A 23,839-nucleotide genomic window follows, 5' to 3' on the forward strand; every position below is an offset into this window, starting at 1 on the left:
TTATGGCCGAACAAGATATCATTCGCCGTTCTGGCACCACCGACATTACGCCAGCTTCACAGGCACGTGTTGGTGGCGTGAAGAAGGTTGCCAAACTGTTCGATGCAACTAAGTGTAATGGCTGTAAAGCCTGCCAGGTTGCCTGTTCAGAATGGAACGATCTGCGTGAGGAAGTCGGTGAGTTCAGTGGCTCATACCAGAACCCACCGTCATTGTCGCCCGAATGCTGGACCCTGATGAAGTACAACGAGATTGAGGATGCTGGCAAATTACGTTGGCAGTTTACCCACTCTGCGTGTATGCATTGTGCCGATCCGGCCTGTCTGAAAGCTTGCTCTACCGCTGGCGCGATTATTCAGCGCGCCAATGGCACGGTGGATTTTGATTCGGACAAATGCATCGGCTGTGGTTACTGTGCCAGTGCTTGCCCGTTCGACATCCCTAAGATCAGTGCTAAGGACAACAAAGCCTACAAATGTACCTTGTGTTCTGACCGCACGGCGGTAGGGCTGGAGCCTTCTTGCGTTAAGACCTGTACCACGGGTGCGCTGCGCTACGGTACCCGCGAAGACATGTTGTTCTATGCGGAAAAACGGGTCGAAGAGCTGAAGGCCCGCGGCTATAAAAACGCCGGTTTGTACAACCCTGAAGGGGTGGGTGGCACTGCGATGATGATGATCTTCCATGACATCAATGATCCTGAAAGCTACTACATGCCGAAAGATCCTCAAGTGCCAATGGCCACTGAGATCCGCCAGGATTGGCTCAAGCCATTAGGAACTGCAGGTCTTATCGCGACCGCCGCCTTTGCCCTGATGCACCGCATCACGGTGGGCCGCAACATCGTCGAAGAAGATCAACCCGGCTACATTGATGCTGCGGCCGAGAAAGAGGAGGACAGTAAATGAGCAAGCAAGAGATGATTGTGCGTCATAAGCTGTTTGACCGGTTATGTCACTGGACCATTGTCGTGGTTGGCCTCGTGACCTTTTTTACCGGGTTCTCCTTCTTCTATCCGTCGTTTCAGTGGCTTGGTGGAATTGTGGGTACACCACAGCTGGCAAAGGTGATGCACCCGTTTTTCGGGATCGCCATGTGCCTGTTGCTGGGGCTGATGCTCATTCGTTATTACCACCACAACAAGTGGGATAAGTATGACTGGCCTTGGATGAAAGCCGTGGTGTGGGTATTGCTGCAGAAAGAGGAAAACATTCCGCCAGTGGGGCATTACAACCCTGGACAGAAGATGCTATTCCGTTCTTTCGTCATCTTTGTGATCGCCTTTATCGTAACCGGCGTGATCATGTGGCAGCCGTATTTTGCACCTATGTTTGAGGCCTCCACTGTTAACTGGGCAACGCTTATCCATGCTGCCTGCGCCATTCTGATGCTGATTGCTATCGTGGTGCACTTCTGGATGGCGACCTGGATCGAAGGTTCCATCACCGGCATGTTGTACGGCAAGGTTTCCAAAGCCTGGGCCCGTAAGCATCACCCGGCGATGCTGGACGATTTTAAAGAAGAGGAGAAGTAGAGATGACATTTGCCAGTGAAATCCCGTTGAGTCTGGGTGATAAATCGCCCTTGGCACTCAAGCCGCTGTTGGCGGCCAAGCCACAGGATATTTATCGTCACCGGGCCGAACGGCTGGAAACACTAGCCGAAGGGTCGCCGCTGGCAGACTATCTCAAGCTGTGCCGGTCGCTGGTGGCCACTCAGCTGAAATTGGCTGAGGCGCAGGAATTTGGTCCCGCGCCTGAGCTGGATATGACGCAACCCATGCCATTATCACTGCAATATACCGCCGACAATCACTACTGGCTGGTGCAACTGCAATCACTGTTAAGTGAAATGTTGCCATTAGTCCCAGCAGCGGTTGCCGGGGTTATTCGTGAATTGATGGCGCTGACGCCTGAACAACAAGCGGCCTATGGTAATAGCTTGCGGCAAGGGCATCTGAGCGATGTTCCTGCCCAGTACAGCTTGTTCCTGTGGGCGGCCTTGTCAGCTTATTGGGCGCACTGGGCACCTATGGTGATTTCACGGATGGATATCGCGGCGGTTAAGCAGACCGCACTGTGTCCGGTTTGTGGTAGTCATCCGGTGGCGAGTGTGATCCGTGAGGAGCCAAGGGAAGGATTGCGTTATCTGCATTGCAGTTTATGCGAAACACAGTGGCATTATGTGCGCGCACAGTGTACTAACTGTGATGACGCCAAACAGTTGTCGTTGTGGGCTTTTGATGACCACCAGGCAAACATTCGCATTGAAACCTGCGATCATTGCCACGGTTATACCAAGATGCTGTTTGTTGCCAAAGATCCGCGTATGGAAGTGGTAGCAGACGATCTGGCTTCGCTGGGACTGGACAGTCAACTGAGTGATAAGGGGTACAGTGCTACCACACTGAACCCACTACTGCTGGCGCATGAATCGTAGGCACGGCAGCCCTGAACACCCGGGAGGGCTGTAGGCCCTCCCTTTATTGTTTGCTATTTGTGACAGATGATGACCCAAGTATTTGATTCTCCTGAAAAGCTCTATCGTGCATTGCCATCCATGGATGGGTTATTGGCTATGGCTTCGTTGCAGCCGTTGCTGCAGCGTTATGGTAAAACCGCTTTCAAACAGGCACTGAACCAGATGCTAGCGGCGGCACGTGCGCAGATTGCTGCTAGTCAGCAATTGCCGGAGTGGCTGAGTATCGATACGGAGATTTTCAAGTATTTGGCTGATCAACTGCAGGCGAGTCATCGCCATAGTTTACAGCCGGTTTGGAACTTGACCGGCACCATACTGCATACCAACCTTGGGCGGTCGCAGCAGTCCGAGGCTGCCGTGGCCGCCGTGGCCTCCGTAATGCGCTATCCCACGCCGCTGGAATTTGAGCTGGAAGCGGGTAAGCGCGGCCATCGTGACAATACTGTCAGCGAGCTTATCCACCGCTTGACGGGGGCCGATGCCTGTTGTGTGGTAAATAATAACGCCGCGGCAGTGTTACTGATGTTGTCTGCGGTCGCCGCGGGCAAGGAAGTGATTGTTTCCCGCGGTGAGCTGGTGGAGATTGGCGGTGCATTTCGCATTCCAGACATTATGCGTCAAGCTGGCTGTACGTTGGTGGAGGTGGGCTCGACTAACCGTACGCATCTGCGCGATTATGAAGCGGCCGTTACCGAAAACACCGGCGCGATTATGAAGGTACACACCAGTAACTATCATATCAGTGGTTTTACCTCTGCGGTTGACGAGGCTTTGCTGGCGAAATTGTGTCATGCACGGGGATTGCCACTGTTGTCTGATCTCGGCAGCGGGGCATTGACCGATATGCGTCGCTTTGGCCTGAAGCAGGAACCGACACCGCAAGCAATGCTGGCCGATGGTGTGGATTTGGTGAGTTTTTCTGGAGACAAGCTGCTGGGGGGGCCGCAATCGGGACTGATCGTTGGCAAGCAGTTGCTGATCAATCAGTTACAGCGCCATCCGCTGAAGCGGGCGTTGCGCTGTGACAAACTTATTCTGGCGGCGTTGGAAGCCACGTTGCGCCATTACCTCAATCCGGAGACGCTGGATCAGCAGTTGCCTATCATGGCTAAGTTTGCTCGTACCGAGGGGGAACTGCAGTCTCAGGCGCAACGGTTTATTACCGCGCTAGCCGCCGTCTATGCCCCGGCTTACCAATTACAAAGTATTACGTGCCACACACAAGTGGGCAGTGGTTCGCAGCCAGACACTTTTCTACCGTCAGTTGCTTTGGCCTTCAGTGCCACAAACGGCGGTTCTATTCTGGCGCTGGAACGGCATTTCAAAACGGCAACTCGCCCGGTGATAGGCCGTATCGCCAACGACCAATTGCTGCTGGATCTGCGTGGTGCCGACGATTTCGATGAACTATTGACCGACCTGCAAACTCTAGGGGCCGCCTTATGATCATAGTAACCGCCGGTCATGTGGATCATGGCAAGACATCGGTTATTCAAGCACTGACGGGCATGAATACGGACCGACTACCGGAAGAGCAACGCCGTGGCATGACTATCGACCTCGGTTATGCTTTCTTGCCGATGCCCGATGGCAGTCGCTTGGCTTTTATCGATGTGCCGGGACATGAAAAATTTATTAATAATATGCTGGTAGGCGTCAGCCATGCCCGCCATGCGTTGCTGGTTATCGGCTGTGATGATGGGGTGATGCCCCAAACCCGTGAGCATCTGGAAATTCTGGCACTGTTGCCGCTGCAGAGCCTGACGTTGGTACTGACCAAAATCGATCTGGTGGACCCTCAGCGTCAGGCACAGGTGCTTAACGATGTTTTACTGTTACTGCAATCCCATGGACTGGAGGCTGCCGGTGTTTTTCCTGTTTCGGCGCTGACGGGCGATGGTATTGATGGACTGCGCCAGCATATCTGTACCTTGTCAGCCGACGCAGCGGATGACCGACAGTTATTCCGTATGGCACTCGACCGGGCTTTCACCGTGAAAGGTGCCGGTTGTGTGGTGACCGGAACGCTTATCAGTGGCAGCGTCCGTGTTGGGGACACGCTTTACAGTTCCGCGCAGCAAGGTGCCCTGCGCGTGCGGGCAATACATGCGCAAGGACAAGAAACTCAGTCCGTCGCTGCGGGTAACCGCGTAGCATTAAACCTGGTGGGTACTGATAGCCATCGGCTGCCACAGCGGGGCGACTGGCTCAGCAGTATCGAAATTCCTGCCCCCAGCGAACGGCCCGTGGTGGTAATTGATGCGCAGGAGCCTTTGGGACATTGGCAGAGTGTGCATTGTCATCATGGTGCGGACCATACGCAGGCGCACCTGTCGTTACTGGGGGAGCCCGATCCCCAAGGTCGGCAGTTGGCAGAGCTCGTGCTGGAGCAACCATTGCTGCTGTGTCAGAACGATAGAATTATCCTGCGTCATGCAGGAGGCAAGCAAACGATAGGTGCAGGTCGAGTGTTGGCACTCAGCGTACCAAACCGCCGCAAACGGACACCGCAACGGCTGGAATCTTTGTGGGCCTTGGCACAAGCTGCCGATGTGGTGACCGCGCTGCAACAACTGGCGACAACCGCAGCACTGCCTGTCGATGAAGTCATCTGGCGCTGGCAATTGAATGAGTCAGGATTACAGCAGTTGTTGGCGCAGGCGAATCTGCAAAAAATTGCACAATGGCTGGTGGCTCCGGCGTTGCTTAAACAGGAAAGTGAACGTTTTATCAACGTGTTGGCAGAATACCATCAGCAAGCGCCGGATCAGCTGGGCGTTGGACTGAGTCGCCTATTACGGATGTGCCACTGTACGCTCCCTGATGTAGTGGCTAAAGCGTTGGTCGAGCAGCTGATCCAAGAAGGGCGCTTGCTGAATCGCGGCACCATGCTGCATTTACCCCAGCACAAACAGCAGCTCTCTACCGAAGCGCAAGCTTTCTGGCAACAGTTACTGCCGTGGCTGTTGTCGCAGTCCGGTCCAGTGTGGGTGACCGACATGGCGGATGCACTTGCTGTTGATGCCGACAGTATTCGCCCTTTTTGTATCCAGTTGGTACAGCAGGGCTACATTTGCGCCATTGTTAAAGACCGCTACATGCTTAATTTTCGATTGTGTGAGATCGCCGATTCCATCCGCGAACATTTTCGTTACCATGACGCTCTGGAAACGGCCGAGTTTAAAGAACTGGTCGGGCTGGGGCGCAAAGTGGCAATTCAATTGTTGGAATTCTTTGACCGCAGTGGCTTCACGCGTCGTAAGTACCGTTCCAACAGCCGTGATATCCGTGATGGGGAATTGTTTCGGGATCTGGGAGAGTGGCGGAAGAACATAGGAGTCGAACCTACCCGGGACTGCTGGCAGCCCCACCCGGATTTGAAATCCGGACGCCTCACCGGAGACGACGTTCTTCCTCTGAAGGACACAGAGATAGTAAGTAATGATTGAACATTATTCAACGAAAGTTTTATTTTCCAGCATCATTTGTGATCAGAATAATAATTTATTTTTGGCACACTTGTTTTTAATTATACAGTAGTTCATGGGGTGCTTATGTACGATAATTGCGCAGATGTTGTAGTTGAAAAAAATATCACCCTCTTTGAACGAGATAAATGTTCGGAATTAACTGATAAATTAGCCAACGAAGTGCGAGTGGCACTGGTCTATAACGGTATTTCACATACCGTCATGCTGGCCAGCCCACAGGATTTGGAAGAGTTCGCTATCGGCTTTACTTTATCAGAAAGAATCGTGTCAAATATCAACGAAATCAAAGGTATTGATGTTGAACGTGTCGAAAACGGCATTATCATTCATATTGAAATTACCCAACGTTGTTTTGTGGATTTGAAAGAACATCGTCGCAGTATGGCGGGACGAACTGGTTGTGGTTTATGTGGCGTTGCACAGCTTGATGATGCGGTGAAGCCTATAAAAACTGTTGATTCAGATGCAGTTTTTAATATGGAGTTTTTGTCCTCTGTTTTGGCTACAGCAAAAATGAAACAGAGTAATTTTGAATTAACTGGGGCGACACATGCGGCCTTAGGTTTAAATAGTAAAGGAGAAGTTATCTATATATACGAGGACATTGGCAGGCACATTGCCCTAGATAAACTTATTGGTGCATTTTCCCGTCGTAATGCAGAAAAGCCCGTGGCGGTACTGTTAACCAGCCGCGCAAGTTTTGAAATGGTACAAAAGGCCGCCAGTGCCGGTATTCAAATCCTGTTCGCCATGTCGGCCGTCACTGCACTGGCCGCGGAATTGGCAGAAAAGAGCAATATCACCCTCGTCGGTTTTTGCCGTAATGGCCGTGCCAACGTTTACAGCCACAGTTTCCGGCTGCAGAACAGGCTCGCGCCGGTAACGACCATCTAACCAGCATTCTCTGTTTGAGAAACCGTGCGGGCAGTGGCTTAACAGCTGCTGCCTTGGGAATATTGTACTTTTTTGGAGTCTATTCATGACTTGGCAACAATTTAAACAAGACTATCTGGTGCCTTTCCATATTGGCAGATTGAGCAGAACGGCCCGACTATCGGTTATCTGAACCAGCGTTAATGGCCGATTATTGGTAGAGCACGATTTGGCACCGCCTAGGCGGTGCTTTTTTTTGCGGCAATGACTGACGTGTTGGCGCATCCGCGGCTAAAGGCTAAAGTAGGAGGCATCAATGCTAATAGCACTATTAAGGATATGAGATGCGACAGGTACAGTTTGATAATCCAGGTGAGCCCTCCGTATTGTATGTTGCCGATGCGCCCGTACCACAGCCTACGACAGGACAGGTGTTGATCAAAGTCGCCGCAGCGGGTGTTAATGGCCCAGATCTGTTTCAGCGTCAGGGCAGCTATCCGCCACCGCCAGAAGCGTCACCAATTCTGGGGCTGGAAGTCGCCGGTGAGATTGCTGCGGTCGCCCAAGGTGAAACTCGTTGGCAAGTTGGTGAGCAAGTGTGCGCGTTAGTGCCGGGCGGTGGTTACAGTGAATATGTGCTGACCTGGGCCGGCCATTGTCTACCGTTGCCGCAGGGCTGGAGCATGCTAGAGGCCGCGGCGTTACCCGAAACCTTTTTCACCGTGTGGGGCAATCTTTTTATGCGCGGTGCGCTTAAACGTGGTGAAAGCGTGTTGTTGCATGGGGGTTCTGGTGGCATTGGGTCGACTGCCATTATGCTGGCAAAGGCGTTTGGTTGCCGGGTGATTGCTACCAGTGGCACCGATGAAAAACGCGATTATTGTCTTGCTCTTGGTGCCGATGCGGCGTTTGATTACCATGACGGTGTATTCGTAGACCCCGTGTTAGCGTTTACTGATGGGCGTGGTGTTGACCTCGTGCTGGATGTCGCCGCGGGTAAAAATATTAATGCCAATCTGCGAGCACTGGCATATGACGGACGCATGATATCCATTGCTACCCGTGACGGGCGGATGGCGGAAGTGGATGTAGCATTGCTGATGTCTAAGCGCATTATCTGGACCGGTTCGACATTGCGACCACAATCTGTATCAGCCAAAGCTGAGATTGCAGCACAACTGCGCCATCAGGTCTGGCCGATGCTGGAACGGGGACAGTTAAAACCGACGATTCATAAGGTATTTCCTTTGGCGCAGGCCGCCGAAGCTCATCAGTTGCTGGAATCAGGGGCGCATATGGGTAAAGTGGTGCTGACATTAGAAGGATGAGATGCCGTTGTTGTGTCGTTAACAGCTGAAAATTTGTTGCTTACAGCAATTAAAAGATTTTTCTCGCACAAATTCGTTTGCGTTAGCGGCTTTTTAGGCTAAATTCCCATCTGACGCCAGATGGCAGAAAAAATAGGGTGAGAAAAACGGCATTTTTGCTCGAAAAATCACCTTTTTGCCATTGATTCTGTAAAAGATTCTGTAAGAATACGCTCTGGCTGAGCTCCGGCGATTACCGGTGCACTGCGGCGGACGGAAACATCGGTTCAAGTGCGCATCTCTGGTTTATTAATTTGGTATATGTGTTGATTTAAGGGTATTGGCATATATGTATAACACGGCTAAAAAACAAGTTTGGTATGGCGAGCTGAGAACCGCACGAGGAAACGCTATCGTCATCCATGACAATCAGTTACCCGAGGCCTCTGCTGGCCGTATCTACCTGTACAATGCACAGCGCAAAGCTATCGTTGAGTATGTAGAAGACCTAGTAAAGCCTAACCTGCACGAACTGAGTGATGAGCAGTTAAAAGCTGCTGAAAGTGAGTTCGGGGGGGCCTGGAAATCTGCCCGTGCTGAATTTATGCAGAAACATTCTGCCCGGATCAGCCTGGCAAACATCAAAGACACTGCCCCGGTACGTAAAGCCAAGCCGGTACCGCAGCTCGATGATGACGCAGACAGCGGCGACGAGATCATTGGTGATGATTTTGAAGATGATAGTGATGACAGTTGGGAAGATGAAGATTACGAAGAGTAATCTGCAGTAATTATTCCTTGTCGAAACTGTCGACTATGATGGCGCCCATTGAAGCGGGCATGGCAATCAGTAATGTCCGCTTCAATGCCAGATAGGGTTCCGTCAACAGTGGCCATTTATCCAATGCCAACAGCACGATACTGACGACCACTAATGTCAATGTGTATGCCAGTATAATTCGCAGTAAAAATACCAGTATTCGGCTGCGGATCCGTGCCTGAAACACACTCTGGTAGGCATACAGCGCAATAAATCCCAAGCTTAATCCTACCACTAGCAGCAGATTCCCAATGGGCAGCGACGCAGCAAGATCCCAAGCCTCCTGTGAAAAGGCAATTGGAACCGATAACGCAAATGCACCGATACTGATTTGTCCTAAATCTTCGCTGTTAAAATAGAAATTCATGGTCAACTGGTGGTAAATTCGTAGCGACTGATATGATGGTAAGTCTGCCCTGGCAACACCCAGGGATTTCCCGGCAGCAACGGTTGGTTGGGAGAATCCGGCAGCATTTGCGGCTCTAGGCACCAGCCTTGATGATCCTGCAATATGCTGCCGCGACGCCCAGTGGTTCCACCGAGGAAATTTGCCGTGTAGAACTGCACGCCAGGCTGGTTAGTGTGCAGTGTCAGTTGGCGCCCAGAAAGTGGACTATGTACCGTTGCTACCTGCTGCAAAGTGCCTTGTGGATTATCGACAATGTAACAATGATCATAACCTTTGGTCGCAGCTAGTTCTGGATGTTGCAGGCGTTCACCAAGGCTGACGGGACGGCGCAAATCAAACGCCGAATTTGCCACCATCATGGTGCCATGCGGTATGCCGAGTTCGTCAGGCAGTAGCACTTTATCGGCGGTTAACTGCACTTGCTGCTGGCGGATATCGGCACTGCCATCCAGGTTAAAATAGCTGTGTTGGGTCAGGCTGATTGGACAAGGGGCATCGGTAGCCGCCACAAATTCTACATAGAGGTTGTTGCCCGCCAAACGATAGTCCAGCTGTACCTGACAGTTACCGGGAAAGCCCATATCACCGTTCGGACTATTGAGCGTCAGGCGCAGACCATCGGGCAGGGTGCCCATGTGCCATAACTTACGGCTGAAACCTTCATGCCCTCCGTGTAGACAATGCCCATGAAAATTATTGTCCAGTTGGTAACTGTGGTTCTGCCAGTTGATGCGACTGTTAGCAATGCGGTTACTATAGCGACCAGCGACTGCGCCCAAGTGGGCTGTTTGCGCTAAATAAGCGGCGGCCGAATCGGTCGCGAGCACGATATTGGCTCGGTTGCCCTCGCGATCAGGGCTCCACAGTGAACGAATGATGCCGCCAAGACTGAGCACTTCCAATGCCAGGATCCCGTTATCGAGGCGGATGCGTTCGATTTCGCCGCCTCGCGGATCTTGCCAGGGTTCCAGTACACTGAATCTTACGGTAGCACTCTGTCCTTGATTCATTCGTTAATGCCTGTGTTTGTAATGAATTACTTGCCTATTCTCGCAGCTCCAGCCGTTGGACTGCACAGGTAAATCTGTGCTTCCAGGCCGGTACTGTGGTGATATTCCTGTTCAACGGCGGCAATGACTTTGTCGGTAAATTCATGTTCTACCAGTGCAACAACACAGCCGCCAAAGCCTTTGCCCGTCATGCGCACCCCTCCATGACTACCCAACTGGCGGCGAATGATCTGTACTAGCGTATCAATCGCTTCCGGCACAATGGCAAAGTCATCACGCATGGAGTCATGAGATTCTGCCATCAATTGCGAAATCCGCTCAATATCGCCTTTGGTCAGCGCCCGGACGGCCTTCTGAGTACGGTTGTTTTCGGTGATGACATGGTGAGCGCGGCGATAAGCGATGGGATCCAGCTGCGCCTGTTGCTGTTGCAGTTGCGCCAGTGTCAAATGACGCAGGGTATCCAGCCCGAAATGGGCTGCCACTTGTTCACATTGTTGGCGCCGTTCATTAAAGTCTTCACTGTGTTGCACTGAAGGCAACCCGGAGTTGATGATCAGCAGGCTAAGGCTGTCAGGAATAGGGACTGGCTGGCATTCCAGATCCATACAGTCAATCAACAACGCGCAGTCTTCTTCTGCCATGGCACAGGTGATCTGATCCATAATGCCACAGGCATGGCCTACATAATGGTTTTCACCGCGCTGGGCCAGTTGTGCTACCGCTAGTGGTGACAGATGCAATTGGCTGGTATCGTTAATGGCGGTACCAAAAGCGATTTCCAGTGAGGCCGATGAGGCCAATCCAGCTCCTGCAGGCACATTACCCACCACCGCTAGATCCAGCCCTTTGGCGGGGAGGCCACTCAGGGCCACCGCAGCACTAAAGCCTTTCAGATAATTGATCCAGCCGTCGCCATCTACCATTGGGCCTTCGGCACCGTAGCGCCATTGGCGGATGTCAGGAAAAGCATCGGCAATGGCACGAAATTGGTCATCATTGCGGACTTTTACCGCAATGACCGTATGGAAGTTGATGGCGGCAGGTAACACAAAGCCATCGTTATAATCGGTGTGCTCGCCAATAATATTGACGCGACCCGGAGCACTGAAAAGTGCATCGGGTTTAGTACCAAATGTCTTCACAAACAGTTTGGTCGCACTGGGTGCAGGGTTCGACATTTTTCGGGTCATTCCACAAAAAACAACTTAATTATCAAAGTCTGGCACAGACTTATTTATCCTGCTGTTATATCACGACTGTTGTGGCTAACGTTAGCAGGATTTGCGGCGATCACCGTGGTTCAACGCTGGTCAGGCCGCGGGCGCATCATCGGCGCAGGAGGCCAGCGGTAACAGCTCGGTGGCCACATGATCGACAAAACCGGCACCAGCAGCTTCATACAAGTTGTAGACACTATGCACGCCAAGCTCTTTAAGCGACTGGGCATCTTCACCATATTGGATAATAGCGCTGATCTTGCCTTGATAATCTAGTTTCTTCAGTTGCTGCACTGCAAACAGATTACCGGCGTGATAAGGCATTGCCAGCAACACCAGTTCCAGGTTGGGGGCGCGGTCGAGTTTTTCCCAAAAGTCGGTATCAGCAGCATCGCCTTTGACCACATTGCGACCGTGCTGCCGATGAAAGTCCACCAGCTCCTGCTTGTGTTCAATGCCGAGGATCTCACCGCCAAAGCGGTTTTTCAGTTCATCATAAGCACCACTGCCGATACGGCCCATACCAAGGATCAGAAAGCGCGGATTACCAATGGGGATTGGCCGATCCTCGGGGTGCAACGGCTTGCGCTCCAGTCGTACCAATTTTTTCTGAAAGCGCTGATACACTTTGCCCACCAGCGCATTAAGTGGTGCCGCTAGTAAAAAGCTAATACTCAGCGCCACGGCAATGATCACCAGCCAGTGTGCCGGCAACCAGCCTTTGGCCGCTGCCACTGCCGCGACGATGAGACCAAATTCGCTGAAATTCCCTAGATTAAAAGCACTGAGCATGGCAGTGCGCGAGCGCAGTTTGAAGCGGGTCAACAGCCAGATAAACAACAGAATTTTTAAGGGGATCAACAGTGCCAGCAACAACGCCAACAGAATGTCGCTAGCGCTAGGTAAGCCATTGAGACCTATGGTGAGGAAAAAAGCGACCAGAAAAAGTTCTTTAAAATAAAACAGTGACTTGGCTAGCTCGGAGGCTTTTGCATGTCCCGCCAGCAGAATACCGATCACCAGCGCTCCGAGGTCCGGTTTTAACCCGACAGATTCAAATAACCAGGCACCGACAACCAGTGCCATGACCAGCCCGAACAGCACCAGGAGTTCACCATGACCCACTCGATCAAAGGCGCGGTAAATCAGTGGCTTGACTAGTGGCAGTAACAGTAATGCTAGTGCCCAAGGTGACGGAAAATTCCCTTTGGAAATCGTCAGAAACAGTACCGCAAAGATATCCTGCATGATCAGAATACCAATGGCGACCCGACCATAAAGTGTCTGCATATCGCCTTTATCTTCCAGCACTTTTACCGCGAAAACGGTACTGGAAAAGCTCAGGGCGAACGCCAGCAATGTTAATTGTTCTACCCCAAGACTGGTGATCTGACTCAGACCGATTATGCCCAGAATCTTCAGTAATGGCACAAACAGCAGAATTGACAGTAACAGATGTAACCCTGAGCCAGCCCAAACTTCCGCCTTAAACAGGCTACGAATATCCAGCTTCAGACCAATAGCGAACAGCAGCAACGTCACCCCAAGGCTGGCGAGAGCGTTTAGCAGCGGGAGACTGTCGCTCTGGATCCCCATGATGTAAAGCACAAAACCAGCGGCGAGATAACCGATTAATGGTGGCAGATTGATCCGGCTGACCAGCAGGCCACAGGCAAGGGTGATAACAAGAATGGCGGGTTCCATGGTAACGCGATACCGTAAGCAAGTAGAGTTCCTGCTCTCTACTATAAGGCATTCAATACCATAAATAAAAAGGCGGAGTTGCTCGTAGCAGACGCCGCCTTTTTGGTAAAACGTTCGGCTTAGTTGAGCAAATGATCCAAATGTGGTGCAAATTCACTTGGTGCCATAAAGCCCGTGACGCGTAAATCGTCGCGTAGTTGCCCATCTGCACCGACAAACAACAGGGTTGGCAGTCCGAGGACGTTGTAAGCATTCAGCAGTTCTTCGTCCTGCTTATTCATGGCAGTAACATCGGCCGTCAGCAACACCATTTGTGACATCCGCTGCTGTACGGCGGCGTCTTTAAAGGTGATATTGGCAAATTCTTTACAGGCCACACACCAATCGGCATAGAGATCCAGCATCACGGGTTTACCTTCAGCTTGTGCTTTGGCAATCTCTGTTTTAAATTCGGCTAAGGTACTAATGTGTTTGAACTCTGTTGTTCCAGCCTTGACCTCGGTGTTGCCGTAGCCATAACCCAGCGACAACATCACCGACTGTACACCATAAGCAAAACTGCCAATCAGCAGTAGTTGCAATAGTACGCCGCGTACGGTTTGCTTCCAGGTAAAAGCGGTGGTTTTATTTTCATGGATCAAATAACCCGCTAGGCAAATGCCCCACACCGCCCACAACAGATCAGACACCAGACCTGGCCAAATCCGCCCCAACATGATGATTGCCACCATGATCAGTAAGAAGCCGAAGATATGTTTGATGATCTCCATCCAAGCGCCAGCTCGGGGTAGCAGTTTACCGCCCGTGGTGCCAATCAGCAGCAACGGCAGCCCCATGCCCATACTGAGAATATAGAGCGTGATAAAGCCTTGCAGCAGATCACCACTTTGGGCCACGTAAACCAGTACTGCTGACAGCGGCGCCGTGGTGCAAGGTGAGGCCACCAATCCAGAAAGTACCCCCATCATAAATACGCCAGTGAGCTTGCCGCCCTGCTGTTTATTAGAAAGCGTATTCATCTTTTGTTGCCACGAGGATGGCAACTGTAGTTCATAGACGCCGAACATCGACAAACTCAGCAGCACAAACAGCAGCGAAATGGCAATGAGCACTGGTGGACTCTGTAAGGCGGCCTGATATTTCATCCCCGCGGAAGCGACTACCAATCCGAGAATCGAATAGGTGAGTGCCATACCTTGCACATAGGTCATTGATAGCGTAAAGGCGCGTGCAGTCGACACTTTTTGCCCTTGTCCGACAATGATACCGGACAGGATGGGATACATAGGGAACACACAGGGTGTGAGTGCCAACCCAATACCCAGTACAAAGAAGGTCAGCAATGTCAGCAGTTTGCTGTCACTGTGGAGCAGCTTATTGAGCAGTGAATCCTGCTCGGTCAGCGGTTGTTTGGCGCTTGCGTCAACAGTGGTTGCGGTTGCGGCGTTATTGCTACTCTCCGCAGTCGCCGCCGCAAGTTTACCCGCGTTTTCGGCTACTGGTTTTAGCACCAATGCGCTGGTGGTTGGCGGAAAACACAATTTGCCTTCAGCGCAGCCCATGTAAGTGACTTTAAGCGTGGCTTCTGTCCCTGCTTGCTTGATGGCAACGGGGATCTCCACATAACTGCGGTAAACTTCCTGACTACCAAAATAATCATCGTGATGACTTTCACCGCGCGGCTTGGCGATATCACCCAACTCTCCGCCCTCAATCGCGAACTGCAGTTTGTCACGGTACATATAGTAGCCATCGGCAATCACAAAGCTGACCTTGACTACTTGACCGTCCTGTACGGCATCAAAAGCGAATGCCTTGTCTACAGGCATCAGTTCCGGCTCGCTTGTAAGAAACGGGAATTTGTCACTCAGGCCACTGGCATGTGCTAGCGGTAGTAACATTAATGAGGCAAACAGCAGGGTGATGAGTCGTTTCATAATCTTGTGTTGTCTTTTATCCAGTCCAGATACGCCGGTAGCCCCTGCTGGATATTCACCGCAAGCAGCTCCGGTACTTCATAAGGATGTAATTGCAGCACACGTTGCTGCAATTGCGGGTAAACCGCCGCCAGACATTTCAGTTGCAGGCTGACTTCCGTCGTTTCACAGTTTTGCCCCTGCCACTGGTATACCGATGTTATTGCCGCAGAAACCTGCGCACATGCCACCAGCTTTTCATCCACCAGCGTTCTGGCAAGATCTAATGCCGTGTCATGATCGGGGCAACTGCAGAATACTAACAGGAATTCTGGCGTTATACTGTTCATCTGTGTCACTCTGTTAATTAACGGATGGCCGTGCTAGCAGGACAATCCGAGCGCTTACTTTACGTTGTTTGTCCTGTCGTTGCATTAAGCAGTTGCTAAAACAGTGAACTTTGGCAGCTACGCAGGTCTTGAATTCAGACCCTTGCGGCCCCATAAAGTTTTTTCAAGTAGTGAGTAAACGAGATCTTCATGCCTTTTTTAATCTTGCTGGTGGCAGTGATATTTTTACCGATGATGGAGCTGTCGGTGCTGATGCAGGTCGGTGATGTTATTGGAACATTCAACACCGTTGCTTTAGTGATCTTGACCGCCGTAGTCGGTATTTCACTGGTGAAAAGCCAGGGCTTGAATACGCTGATGGCAGTACAACGTAAACTGGCGCAGGGCGAAGCCCCCGGACAAGAGATTGTTGAAGGGATGCTGTTGGCGCTCGCAGGCATACTGCTGGTGATCCCAGGTTTTGTGACCGATTTTGTCGGGGTCATTTTTCTCACCCCATTCTGCCGCGCTGTCATTGCCAAATTTCTCTACAAACGCATGCAACTGCGGGTGGTGATGGCACCGAAACATCGGCGACCACCGTTTGCTGAACCGCCACGACAGGATAAAGACAGCGTGATTGACGGCGAGTATGAACATAAGCCAGACCCATCGGATAAACGGCCTGAAAGCCATCAGTTGCCTAATGATGATGATAAACGGCCGTGATGCTCGTTTAACATCATCCACGATTTGCTTGCCGAGCTTGCCTAAATTGCCTTTATTTACTGTGCCAATCGTTGTCCTGATAGTGGCAGGGATGGTGCATCTTGGCGGGTTCTTTCATGCGCATGGCGATGAGGTAACTCACCAGCCCCATCAGCAAGTTACTTACTGGTAATGCCAGCAGCAACCCTTTAACTCCTAGGCTCCACGCCCCTAATGCTGCCAATGGCAACATTAGTACAAACAGCCTGCACAGGTTGAGCATTAGTGAGGCCATCGGCCGGTGATAGGCATTAAGCGCGGTAGCCACAATGATCACCATTCCCAGGGGGCCGTAAGCTAGCGGTAATACCTGGATATAAAACGTCAGCCATTCCAGCACCTGTGGATCGTCCGAAAACAATCCTGCCAGCGGTTGTGCCCATAATGCTAATGGCAGGTACAGTAAGGTCTGAAACACCAATACGAATCGCAGCGATAGCATTACCGCGTCCCGTGCTCGCTGTTTTTGGCTGGCGCCGAGATTTTGCGCGACAACTGGCACAACGCTAGATGACAAAGCCATCGATGCTATCAGCAGTACCGATTCCAGCCGGGTTCCTGCGCCAAATGCTGCGACTGCCGCATGATCAATACGCGCTAACATTGCCATGATCAGTGCATTTGCTAGCGGATTCATCAGATTCATTACGGCTGCTGGTTGGGCGATATGAGCCAGCTGTGTCCAGTTGGCCCACCAGCGGTGCAAACAGATGGGCGCTGCCACCAGCAATTGCCGCTTCAATACCAACAAATAACCGGAAAAACACAGCGCCACCACCCAAGACACCACAGTGGCAATTGCAGCGCCTTGTAACTCCAATCGCGGAAATGGCCCGATACCAAAAATCAGCAATGGGTCGAGGATGAGGTTAATCACCGCCGCCAGTGCCAGTATTTGCGCAGGAAGGCGAGTATCGCCGGTGGCTTTCAGTCCCTGATTGCCCACCATTTGTAGCACTAGCAACGGTATGCCGATATACCAGATCTGCATATATTGATGGATCAATGGCAAAATATCGGCGGCGGCCCCCATCAGTGTGAACAACCAGTCGTTAAACAGGCTACCTAGGGTTGCCAAGCCACTAATCACTATAAACGTCAGCAACAGTGCGTCGTGCAGAAACACTTTGGCTTGGGGGGCATGACCACCACCAATCAGGCGGCCGAGATTGGTCGATACGCCAGCACCAATACCAATGGCAATGCTGGAGATAATCAAGGTGACCGGAAAGGTAAAACTGATTGCGGCCAACGCTTCAGTACCGAGGCGACTGATAAAAAAGGTATCAACTAGGTTAAAACCGAGCACGGTTAAAATACCCAGCATGTTGGGCAGACTCATGTTGAGCAGCACACGACCGATTGGCTGACTCAGCAGCCCGTGTCTGTCTCTCATCGTTTACTACTACTCCATGAGCGAAGAAATTGGATTTGCTGTTGCGCGGCGATTCTAACAGGAAGCAAGCAAGCGACAAAACTTGATTGCACAAACACTGATGTACTCCGAAAAAATTTCAAAAAATTTTTCGGTAGACACTTGGAACTCTGAAAATTAGCCCCATATAGAGCTACATCTGGCAGCAGTGATTCATCGCTGCTGTATTTATCAACCTGTAAACTCGCCTGAATATGTTGGGCAAAACGTCATTAGGAGAATCCATAAATGAATATTCGTCCATTACATGACCGCGTAATCGTTAAACGTCTCGAAGTGGAATCCACTTCCGCTGGTGGCATTGTGCTGACCGGCAGCGCGGCCGAAAAGTCTACTCGCGGCGAAGTGCTGGCAGTAGGCAATGGCCGGATCCTGGAAAATGGCGAAGTGCGGCCATTGGATGTGAAAGTTGGTGATGTCGTGATCTTCAACGAAGGTTATGGCGTCAAGAAAGAGAAGATCGACGGCGAAGAAGTACTGATCCTGTCTGAATCTGATCTGATGGCCATTGTGGAATAAACCACACTACCCATTACGTCATTCCAATTCACCAAAGAATCAAAGGATAATCAACATGGCAGCTAAAGAAGTAAAATTTGGCAATGATGCCCGCGTAAAAATGCTGGCGGGTGTAAACGTTCTGGCTAACGCAGTCAAAGTCACTCTAGGTCCTAAAGGCCGTAACGTAGTGTTGGACAAAAGTTTCGGCGCACCGCTGATCACCAAAGACGGTGTGTCAGTGGCCAAAGAGATTGAACTGGAAGACAAGTTCGAAAACATGGGTGCGCAGATGGTAAAGGAAGTTGCTTCCAAAGCCAACGACGCCGCCGGTGACGGTACGACTACAGCGACCGTATTGGCGCAGGCCATTGTTAACGAAGGCCTGAAAGCGGTAGCTGCGGGCATGAACCCAATGGATCTGAAACGTGGTATCGACAAAGCCGTTATCGCAGCAGTTGAAGAACTGAAATCTTTGTCTCAGGCATGTTCAGATTCTAAATCTATCGCTCAGGTAGGTACTATCTCTGCTAACTCTGACGAATCTATCGGTCAGATCATCGCTACTGCGATGGAAAAAGTCGGCAAAGAAGGCGTGATCACTGTTGAAGAAGGTCAGGCACTGGAAAACGAACTGGATGTGGTAGAAGGTATGCAGTTCGACCGTGGTTACCTGTCTCCTTACTTCATCAATAAACCAGAAACTGGCAGCGTAGAACTGGATAGCCCATACATCCTGCTGGTTGACAAGAAAATCTCTAACATCCGTGAACTGCTGCCAGTACTGGAAGGCTTGGCAAAATCAGGCAAACCACTGCTGATTGTGGCTGAAGATGTTGAAGGCGAAGCGCTGGCGACTTTGGTTGTGAACAACATGCGCGGTATCGTGAAAGTGGCAGCAGTGAAAGCCCCAGGTTTCGGTGATCGTCGTAAAGCCATGCTGCAGGATATTGCAGTCCTGACTGGCGGTACTGTTATCGCAGAAGAAATCGGTCTGGAACTGGAAAAAGCCACTCTGGAAGATCTAGGTACCGCTAAGCGCGTAGTACTGACCAAAGACAACACCACCATCATCGATGGTAACGGTGCTGAAGATCAGATCAAAGCCCGCGTGGTACAGATCAAGCAGCAGATTGAAGAATCTACTTCTGACTACGACAAAGAAAAACTGCAAGAACGTATGGCTAAACTGGCCGGCGGTGTGGCAGTGATCAAAGTCGGTGCGGCTACCGAAGTTGAAATGAAAGAGAAAAAAGCTCGCGTGGAAGATGCTCTGCACGCTACTCGCGCCGCGGTTGAAGAAGGCGTGGTCGCTGGTGGTGGTGTTGCGCTGGTTCGCGCCGCGTCTAAGATCCACAACGTTGAAGTACTTAACGAAGATCAGAAACACGGTGTGGTTATCGCGCTGAGAGCTATGGAAGCACCATTGCGTCAGATCGCTGCCAATGCTGGTGAAGAACCTTCCGTAGTGGCTAACAGAGTGAAAGATGGTAGCGGTAACTTCGGTTATAACGCTGGCAACGACACCTATGGTGACATGCTGGAAATGGGTATTCTGGACCCAACCAAAGTCACCCGTTCCGCGTTGCAGTTTGCCGCTTCTGTTGCCGGTCTGATGATCACCACTGAAGCCATGGTAGCTGAGTTGCCAAAGGATGAAGCTGGTGCTCCTGATATGGGTGGCATGGGCGGTATGGGTGGCATGGGCGGCATGATGTAGTGCGACGAGAGTCGCAAGGTCGCTACCCTAGCAGGCTACACGGTAAGTGGATACTAACCTATCCGCTTAGCCCTCTGCTAAAATAGTAGTCGAAAATCCGTTGGTCGGATGAACCCAGTCCGATCAACGGCATTCCTTCGGGAATGTTTCGCCTGATTGCATTGAAAGTAATCAGTTTGATCAAATTAGGCGCTAGTATGCTGCCTATCAAGGGCTAAACCCACGTCACCGACAGGTGACAATTAACGAAGAAAGGCGACTTCGGTCTGCCTACAAAACGTAATGAGGTTTACGCCGTCAAACTTGCCATTCTGGCATTTGCAATAACATCTTCGGCTGCGCGCCGGAGGCGAAATGTGTTACTTGTCAGCGGTTAATTATGCTTATCAGCCGCTACCTATCTTCGATACCAGATAAATTTCAGCGTTTTTAAATGGTGTTTTTGTTTGCTTTACTACGTTAACGTGTAGGGATTATTACCTGCTGTAAGCATACCCCCGCCTGACGGTTACACAACAATGGTTTGGTTAACATACACCTAAGGCTATGCTTCCCTTGATCGCTTTGAAATACTGATACTCACTGCCTCCCAATAGCGGCAGCTCAGATGACGATTACAACCTTGGCGGAATTCTGGATGACATCATCCGGTGCAAGGTTGGTGCAAGCTTTGTTTGTTATAAGAATATTGCAACAAATTGAGAACAAATAATAAACGACTCGTCATCAATGACTTAATAATAAAAAAGCCAATAAAATCTATTGGGAGGAAATTCCAGTGTACAACAACAAAGCCTTTCCGCTGTCGTTGCTCACTTTAGCTCTGATGGGGCTGCAACCCTTCAGCGTTTCAGCAAAAGACGACACCAAATCAATCGAAGTACAGACATCATTCTCTTCTGCCGCATCGGCCAACGACCAGCAGATAACGAAGGATGAAGCTCGTAAACCGTCAGAAGATGTTAAGGAACATATTGAAGTCACTGGAACCCGACTGCAACACGGTAACCTTGTTTCCAAACCTACCATTATTACGGCTCAAGAGATTAAAGAACGTGGCGTTACTAGCGTAGAAGAATTGATCCGGACGTTACCACAAAATCTGGCAACTATCGGCGGTTTGGCTAATACCCGCGCACGAGGACCTTTGGGCGCAAGTGACGGAAACGTGCGCGCCATGTCCAGCATTGGCGCGCTGGGCGTATCTGCGGCTAATCTGGGTGGCATGGGCGCTGGCCGGACTTTAATCCTAATTAATGGACGCCGCATGGCAGGGGCAGCAGGCATTGAAGATGGCTTTGTCAACCTTAATGGCATTCCTTTAAGTGCTGTTGAGCGAGTAGAGATCACGACAGATGGCGCATCTGCTGTTTATGGTGCTGATGCAATGGGCGGCGTGATTAACTTTATTTTGAAAAGTGGCTATAACGGCACATCAGTCACTGTACAGCATGAGGACTCTAATAATGGGGCTGATAATTCGCGCCTCAGTTTGTATAGTGGCTATGGCTGGACCTCTGGTAACATCTCTGTCACCTTGGACTACAGTAAACGCGACCCCATTATTAATGCCAAAACCGGCTATGTGACTAATAATTACGCACCATATTTTAACAACGACCCTTATTACGATAACCGTTCTTTCTCGGCGGGTGGTCAACCTGCATTTATCGATAACTCAGTTTCGATTTATGATCCTGACACAGGTACTTATAATACTTTGACCCAAGCATATACCGTCCCGCAAGGTTTTACTGGGCAACCAACAATGGATGATATGATCATGGTTGATGGTAGTGCCAGGCGGGATTTTGTACCTAAAGTAGCTGGTCCGAAGAGCGAAACTAAGAGCATTACGTTAAGTTTTGAGCAGCGGCTAACCGAGCACCTGGTCATGACGGGGAATGGCCTGTTCTCTCGTGCAGAGTCATCACAGGATCAAATTGAATCTTCAGGTTTGCAGCTCAATCTTGCCCCAGGGCAAGCTTATAACCCGTTCCCGGAATATGCTTTGAGTAGTTGGAGTCCTGGAGTTACAGCGGCTTATTACCCCGCTGATGAACTTGCTTCCGGTGTTTTGCCTTATGGGTACAGTGAAAATACTGCAGATAATTGGAGTGTGAATTTAGGGCTAACCTATGAGATAAGTGATGATTCTAAATTAGATTTTATTTATACGACGTCACAGGCCAGCACTTCTGGTACACGCTATGGTTATGATTCTATTGTATCTATTGACCGAGATTCCACTTCAGATACAGGCTGGAGCTGTTACAACTTCAATTTAGCTCAAGGGCGTTATACTGGCGCTAAACTGGCTTTTTATCAGGATCTGTTTAATCGTCAGTGTACCGCATTAACCAGCTCAGATCCGAACATTGCTTTTAACCCTTGGAAATCATCTGCGGATGGTTCTGGAGGTTCAATCGATGACTTTTATTATCTGCACGCTGACGAAGATCGTGGTTCTCGTTTAGAAAACTACGAGCTACGATTAAATGGTGCCTTATATGAATTACCCGCAGGCAAGATTTATTATGCAGTGGGCGGTGAATATAATGATGACGGGGTAGATAGTAGTGAAGTAAAAGTAAAAACTGGCGAGTCTGTCCATCGAACCCGCGAGGGGTACTTTGCTGAATTATCCATTCCGGTATTTGGTAAGAAATTTAACTACCCTTTGATGAAGTCCCTGACGTTGAGTCTTGCGGCTCGCCGAGATAAGTACAACACTGAAGGCGCCATTGGTACCGTTGATGGTGTGAATATCGACTTAGGTGGCAAAATTTTATATGGCACTAACACGTTTGCTAGAACAACACCATCTTACGGATTTAACTGGCAGCCAACTGAAGATATCACATTAAGAGCAAAATGGAGTGAAGGCTTTAAAGCGCCACCATTCACTGCCTTGTTTGATGTTAGAGGTACCTCGACCTACACAACGACTATCGCAAATGATCCCCTGTACGACTGCCGTGTCCATAATGATTGTGATTTTGATTATGGTGACAGCTACTACGGCTACAATGCGCCGCAAACTAACGCTCCTAATCCAGATCTCAAACCGGAAACGTCCAAGCAAAGCTCCTATACTCTGTCTTGGTATCCAAGTGGTGTGCTGGCGGGACTGACTCTCGATATCACTTATAACGATACCAAGATCAAAAATGAATACGCTCAGGTTGCCGATTTGATCCGTATGGCACCTCAAGCTGAGGTCTATCAACTGGAACAGTATTACCCACGTGATGAAAATGGCAAAATTACCGCCAAGAGAAACATGACATTTAATCTGTCAGGTTCCGAATACTCTTCGGTAATGTATGAACTGGGCTATTACATCAACACGGCTTTTGGTTCATTTGAACCGAAGATTACGTATCTCGACAATTTGAAATCGGAACAAAAGACGTTTGCTGATAGTGAAGCTGTGTCGAGTTTAGGGTATCTGCAAGGCGTCGACGATTATAAAATTAATGGTTCTTTCCGATATAACTATGGCGATCTGGTTGCGACTATGTGGGTTTATTACACCCCCAGCTATCTCAATGATTATGAGGTTATTAGGTCAGCGGGTAATGTTACCAACCCTACCTATATCAAGAAGGTGAATTCAATGATCACCTATGATTTAACGCTTTCCTATCAGTTGACCAAGGATTTACATCTGAATTTTGCGGGTCGCAATATTCTAGATGAACAACCGCCATTCGTCGTGGTCGGTGGGCTTCCGTTTGACTCGGCGAGATACAATACTGCGGGTCGCACCTTGTCACTGGAAGTGCAGTATGATTTCTAACATTGCTTAATGTTTTAGAATAAACGCCCCCGTTGTGGGGGCGTTTATTATTCTGG

The 23,839-nt window shown here is 50.3% G+C and carries 18 protein-coding genes and 1 tRNA gene; 11 read left to right on the top strand and 8 right to left on the bottom strand.

The features are described from left to right. Positions 1-2 precede the first annotated feature (2 nt). From fdxH to selA, 4 genes are all read left to right on the top strand, one after another. Positions 3-908, top strand: coding sequence for a formate dehydrogenase subunit beta (fdxH, locus tag J3L11_RS08730; protein WP_133039358.1), 906 nt, complete (start codon positions 3-5; stop codon positions 906-908). Continuing rightward, positions 905-1,534 carry a formate dehydrogenase subunit gamma gene (locus tag J3L11_RS08735; protein WP_207570771.1) on the top strand — a complete coding sequence of 210 codons (630 nt, stop codon included), beginning with the start codon at positions 905-907 and terminating at the stop codon, positions 1,532-1,534. The genes fdxH and J3L11_RS08735 overlap by 4 nt, the downstream gene beginning before the upstream one ends. A 2-nt stretch (positions 1,535-1,536) precedes the next feature. Continuing rightward, positions 1,537-2,439 carry a formate dehydrogenase accessory protein FdhE gene (gene fdhE / locus J3L11_RS08740; protein ID WP_207570772.1) on the top strand — a complete coding sequence of 301 codons (903 nt, stop codon included), beginning with the start codon at positions 1,537-1,539 and terminating at the stop codon, positions 2,437-2,439. Positions 2,440-2,505: 66 nt separating this feature from the next. Next, the gene (gene selA / locus J3L11_RS08745; protein ID WP_207570773.1) at positions 2,506-3,927 is read left to right on the top strand and encodes an L-seryl-tRNA(Sec) selenium transferase; all 1,422 of its coding nucleotides are present in this window, start codon (positions 2,506-2,508) and stop codon (positions 3,925-3,927) included. A gap of 1,874 nt (positions 3,928-5,801) precedes the next feature. Here the strand turns inward: selA and J3L11_RS08755 are convergent. After that, positions 5,802-5,896 (bottom strand) — tRNA-Sec (locus tag J3L11_RS08755). Positions 5,897-6,035: 139 nt separating this feature from the next. On the opposite strand from J3L11_RS08755, the gene fdhD reads away from it, so the two are divergent. The 3 genes from fdhD to J3L11_RS08770 all read left to right on the top strand — a co-directional run bounded on the left by fdhD (position 6,036) and on the right by J3L11_RS08770 (position 8,933). Continuing rightward, positions 6,036-6,866: a formate dehydrogenase accessory sulfurtransferase FdhD gene (gene fdhD, locus J3L11_RS08760; protein ID WP_189616633.1), complete on the top strand. Its 831-nt coding sequence runs from the start codon at positions 6,036-6,038 to the stop codon at positions 6,864-6,866. 323 nt (positions 6,867-7,189) lie between these two features. Beyond that, entirely contained in the window at positions 7,190-8,173 is a 984-nt protein-coding gene (locus tag J3L11_RS08765) for an NAD(P)H-quinone oxidoreductase (RefSeq protein ID WP_207570774.1), read from the top strand. 328 nt (positions 8,174-8,501) lie between these two features. Then, the gene (locus J3L11_RS08770; protein ID WP_133039351.1) at positions 8,502-8,933 is read left to right on the top strand and encodes a hypothetical protein; all 432 of its coding nucleotides are present in this window, start codon (positions 8,502-8,504) and stop codon (positions 8,931-8,933) included. Positions 8,934-8,943: 10 nt separating this feature from the next. On the opposite strand, the gene J3L11_RS08775 is transcribed toward J3L11_RS08770, so the two are convergent. The 6 genes from J3L11_RS08775 to cutA form a co-directional block, all read right to left on the bottom strand. Continuing rightward, positions 8,944-9,339 carry a DUF2391 family protein gene (locus tag J3L11_RS08775; protein ID WP_133039350.1) on the bottom strand — a complete coding sequence of 132 codons (396 nt, stop codon included), beginning with the start codon at positions 9,337-9,339 and terminating at the stop codon, positions 8,944-8,946. Between the two features lie 2 nt (positions 9,340-9,341). Next, entirely contained in the window at positions 9,342-10,391 is a 1,050-nt protein-coding gene (locus J3L11_RS08780; RefSeq protein ID WP_207570775.1) for an aldose epimerase family protein, read from the bottom strand. 26 nt (positions 10,392-10,417) lie between these two features. Then, on the bottom strand, positions 10,418-11,572 hold the full coding sequence (galK, locus tag J3L11_RS08785) for a galactokinase (RefSeq protein ID WP_133039348.1): 1,155 nt from the start codon (positions 11,570-11,572) through the stop codon (positions 10,418-10,420). Between the two features lie 132 nt (positions 11,573-11,704). After that, the gene (locus J3L11_RS08790; protein WP_133039347.1) at positions 11,705-13,315 is read right to left on the bottom strand and encodes a cation:proton antiporter family protein; all 1,611 of its coding nucleotides are present in this window, start codon (positions 13,313-13,315) and stop codon (positions 11,705-11,707) included. A gap of 119 nt (positions 13,316-13,434) precedes the next feature. Beyond that, on the bottom strand, positions 13,435-15,252 hold the full coding sequence (locus tag J3L11_RS08795) for a protein-disulfide reductase DsbD (protein WP_207570776.1): 1,818 nt from the start codon (positions 15,250-15,252) through the stop codon (positions 13,435-13,437). After that, positions 15,249-15,572 carry a divalent-cation tolerance protein CutA gene (gene cutA / locus J3L11_RS08800; protein ID WP_133039372.1) on the bottom strand — a complete coding sequence of 108 codons (324 nt, stop codon included), beginning with the start codon at positions 15,570-15,572 and terminating at the stop codon, positions 15,249-15,251. The genes J3L11_RS08795 and cutA overlap by 4 nt, the downstream gene beginning before the upstream one ends. 198 nt (positions 15,573-15,770) lie before the next feature. Here cutA and J3L11_RS08805 point away from each other — a divergent pair, with 198 nt between their 5' ends. Then, positions 15,771-16,289, top strand: a complete 519-nt coding sequence (locus tag J3L11_RS08805) for an FxsA family protein (protein WP_133039345.1) — start codon at positions 15,771-15,773, stop codon at positions 16,287-16,289. A 52-nt stretch (positions 16,290-16,341) separates the two neighbouring features. Here the strand turns inward: J3L11_RS08805 and J3L11_RS08810 are convergent, their stop codons facing one another. Then, positions 16,342-17,724: an MATE family efflux transporter gene (locus J3L11_RS08810; RefSeq protein ID WP_207570777.1), complete on the bottom strand. Its 1,383-nt coding sequence runs from the start codon at positions 17,722-17,724 to the stop codon at positions 16,342-16,344. 267 nt (positions 17,725-17,991) lie between these two features. On the opposite strand from J3L11_RS08810, the gene J3L11_RS08815 reads away from it, so the two are divergent. The 3 genes from J3L11_RS08815 (at position 17,992) to J3L11_RS08825 (ending at position 23,783) form a co-directional block, all read left to right on the top strand. Continuing rightward, complete coding sequence (locus tag J3L11_RS08815; RefSeq protein WP_133039343.1) at positions 17,992-18,282, top strand: co-chaperone GroES; 291 nt, start codon at positions 17,992-17,994, stop codon at positions 18,280-18,282. 55 nt (positions 18,283-18,337) lie between these two features. Next, positions 18,338-19,981, top strand: a complete 1,644-nt coding sequence (groL, locus tag J3L11_RS08820) for a chaperonin GroEL (RefSeq protein WP_133039342.1) — start codon at positions 18,338-18,340, stop codon at positions 19,979-19,981. Positions 19,982-20,759: 778 nt separating this feature from the next. Continuing rightward, complete coding sequence (locus J3L11_RS08825; RefSeq protein WP_207570778.1) at positions 20,760-23,783, top strand: TonB-dependent receptor; 3,024 nt, start codon at positions 20,760-20,762, stop codon at positions 23,781-23,783. Positions 23,784-23,839 lie beyond the last annotated feature (56 nt).

Source organism: Shewanella sp. 4t3-1-2LB (genome assembly GCF_017368415.1).
Classification (GTDB): Bacteria; Pseudomonadota; Gammaproteobacteria; order Enterobacterales; family Shewanellaceae; genus Shewanella; species Shewanella fodinae.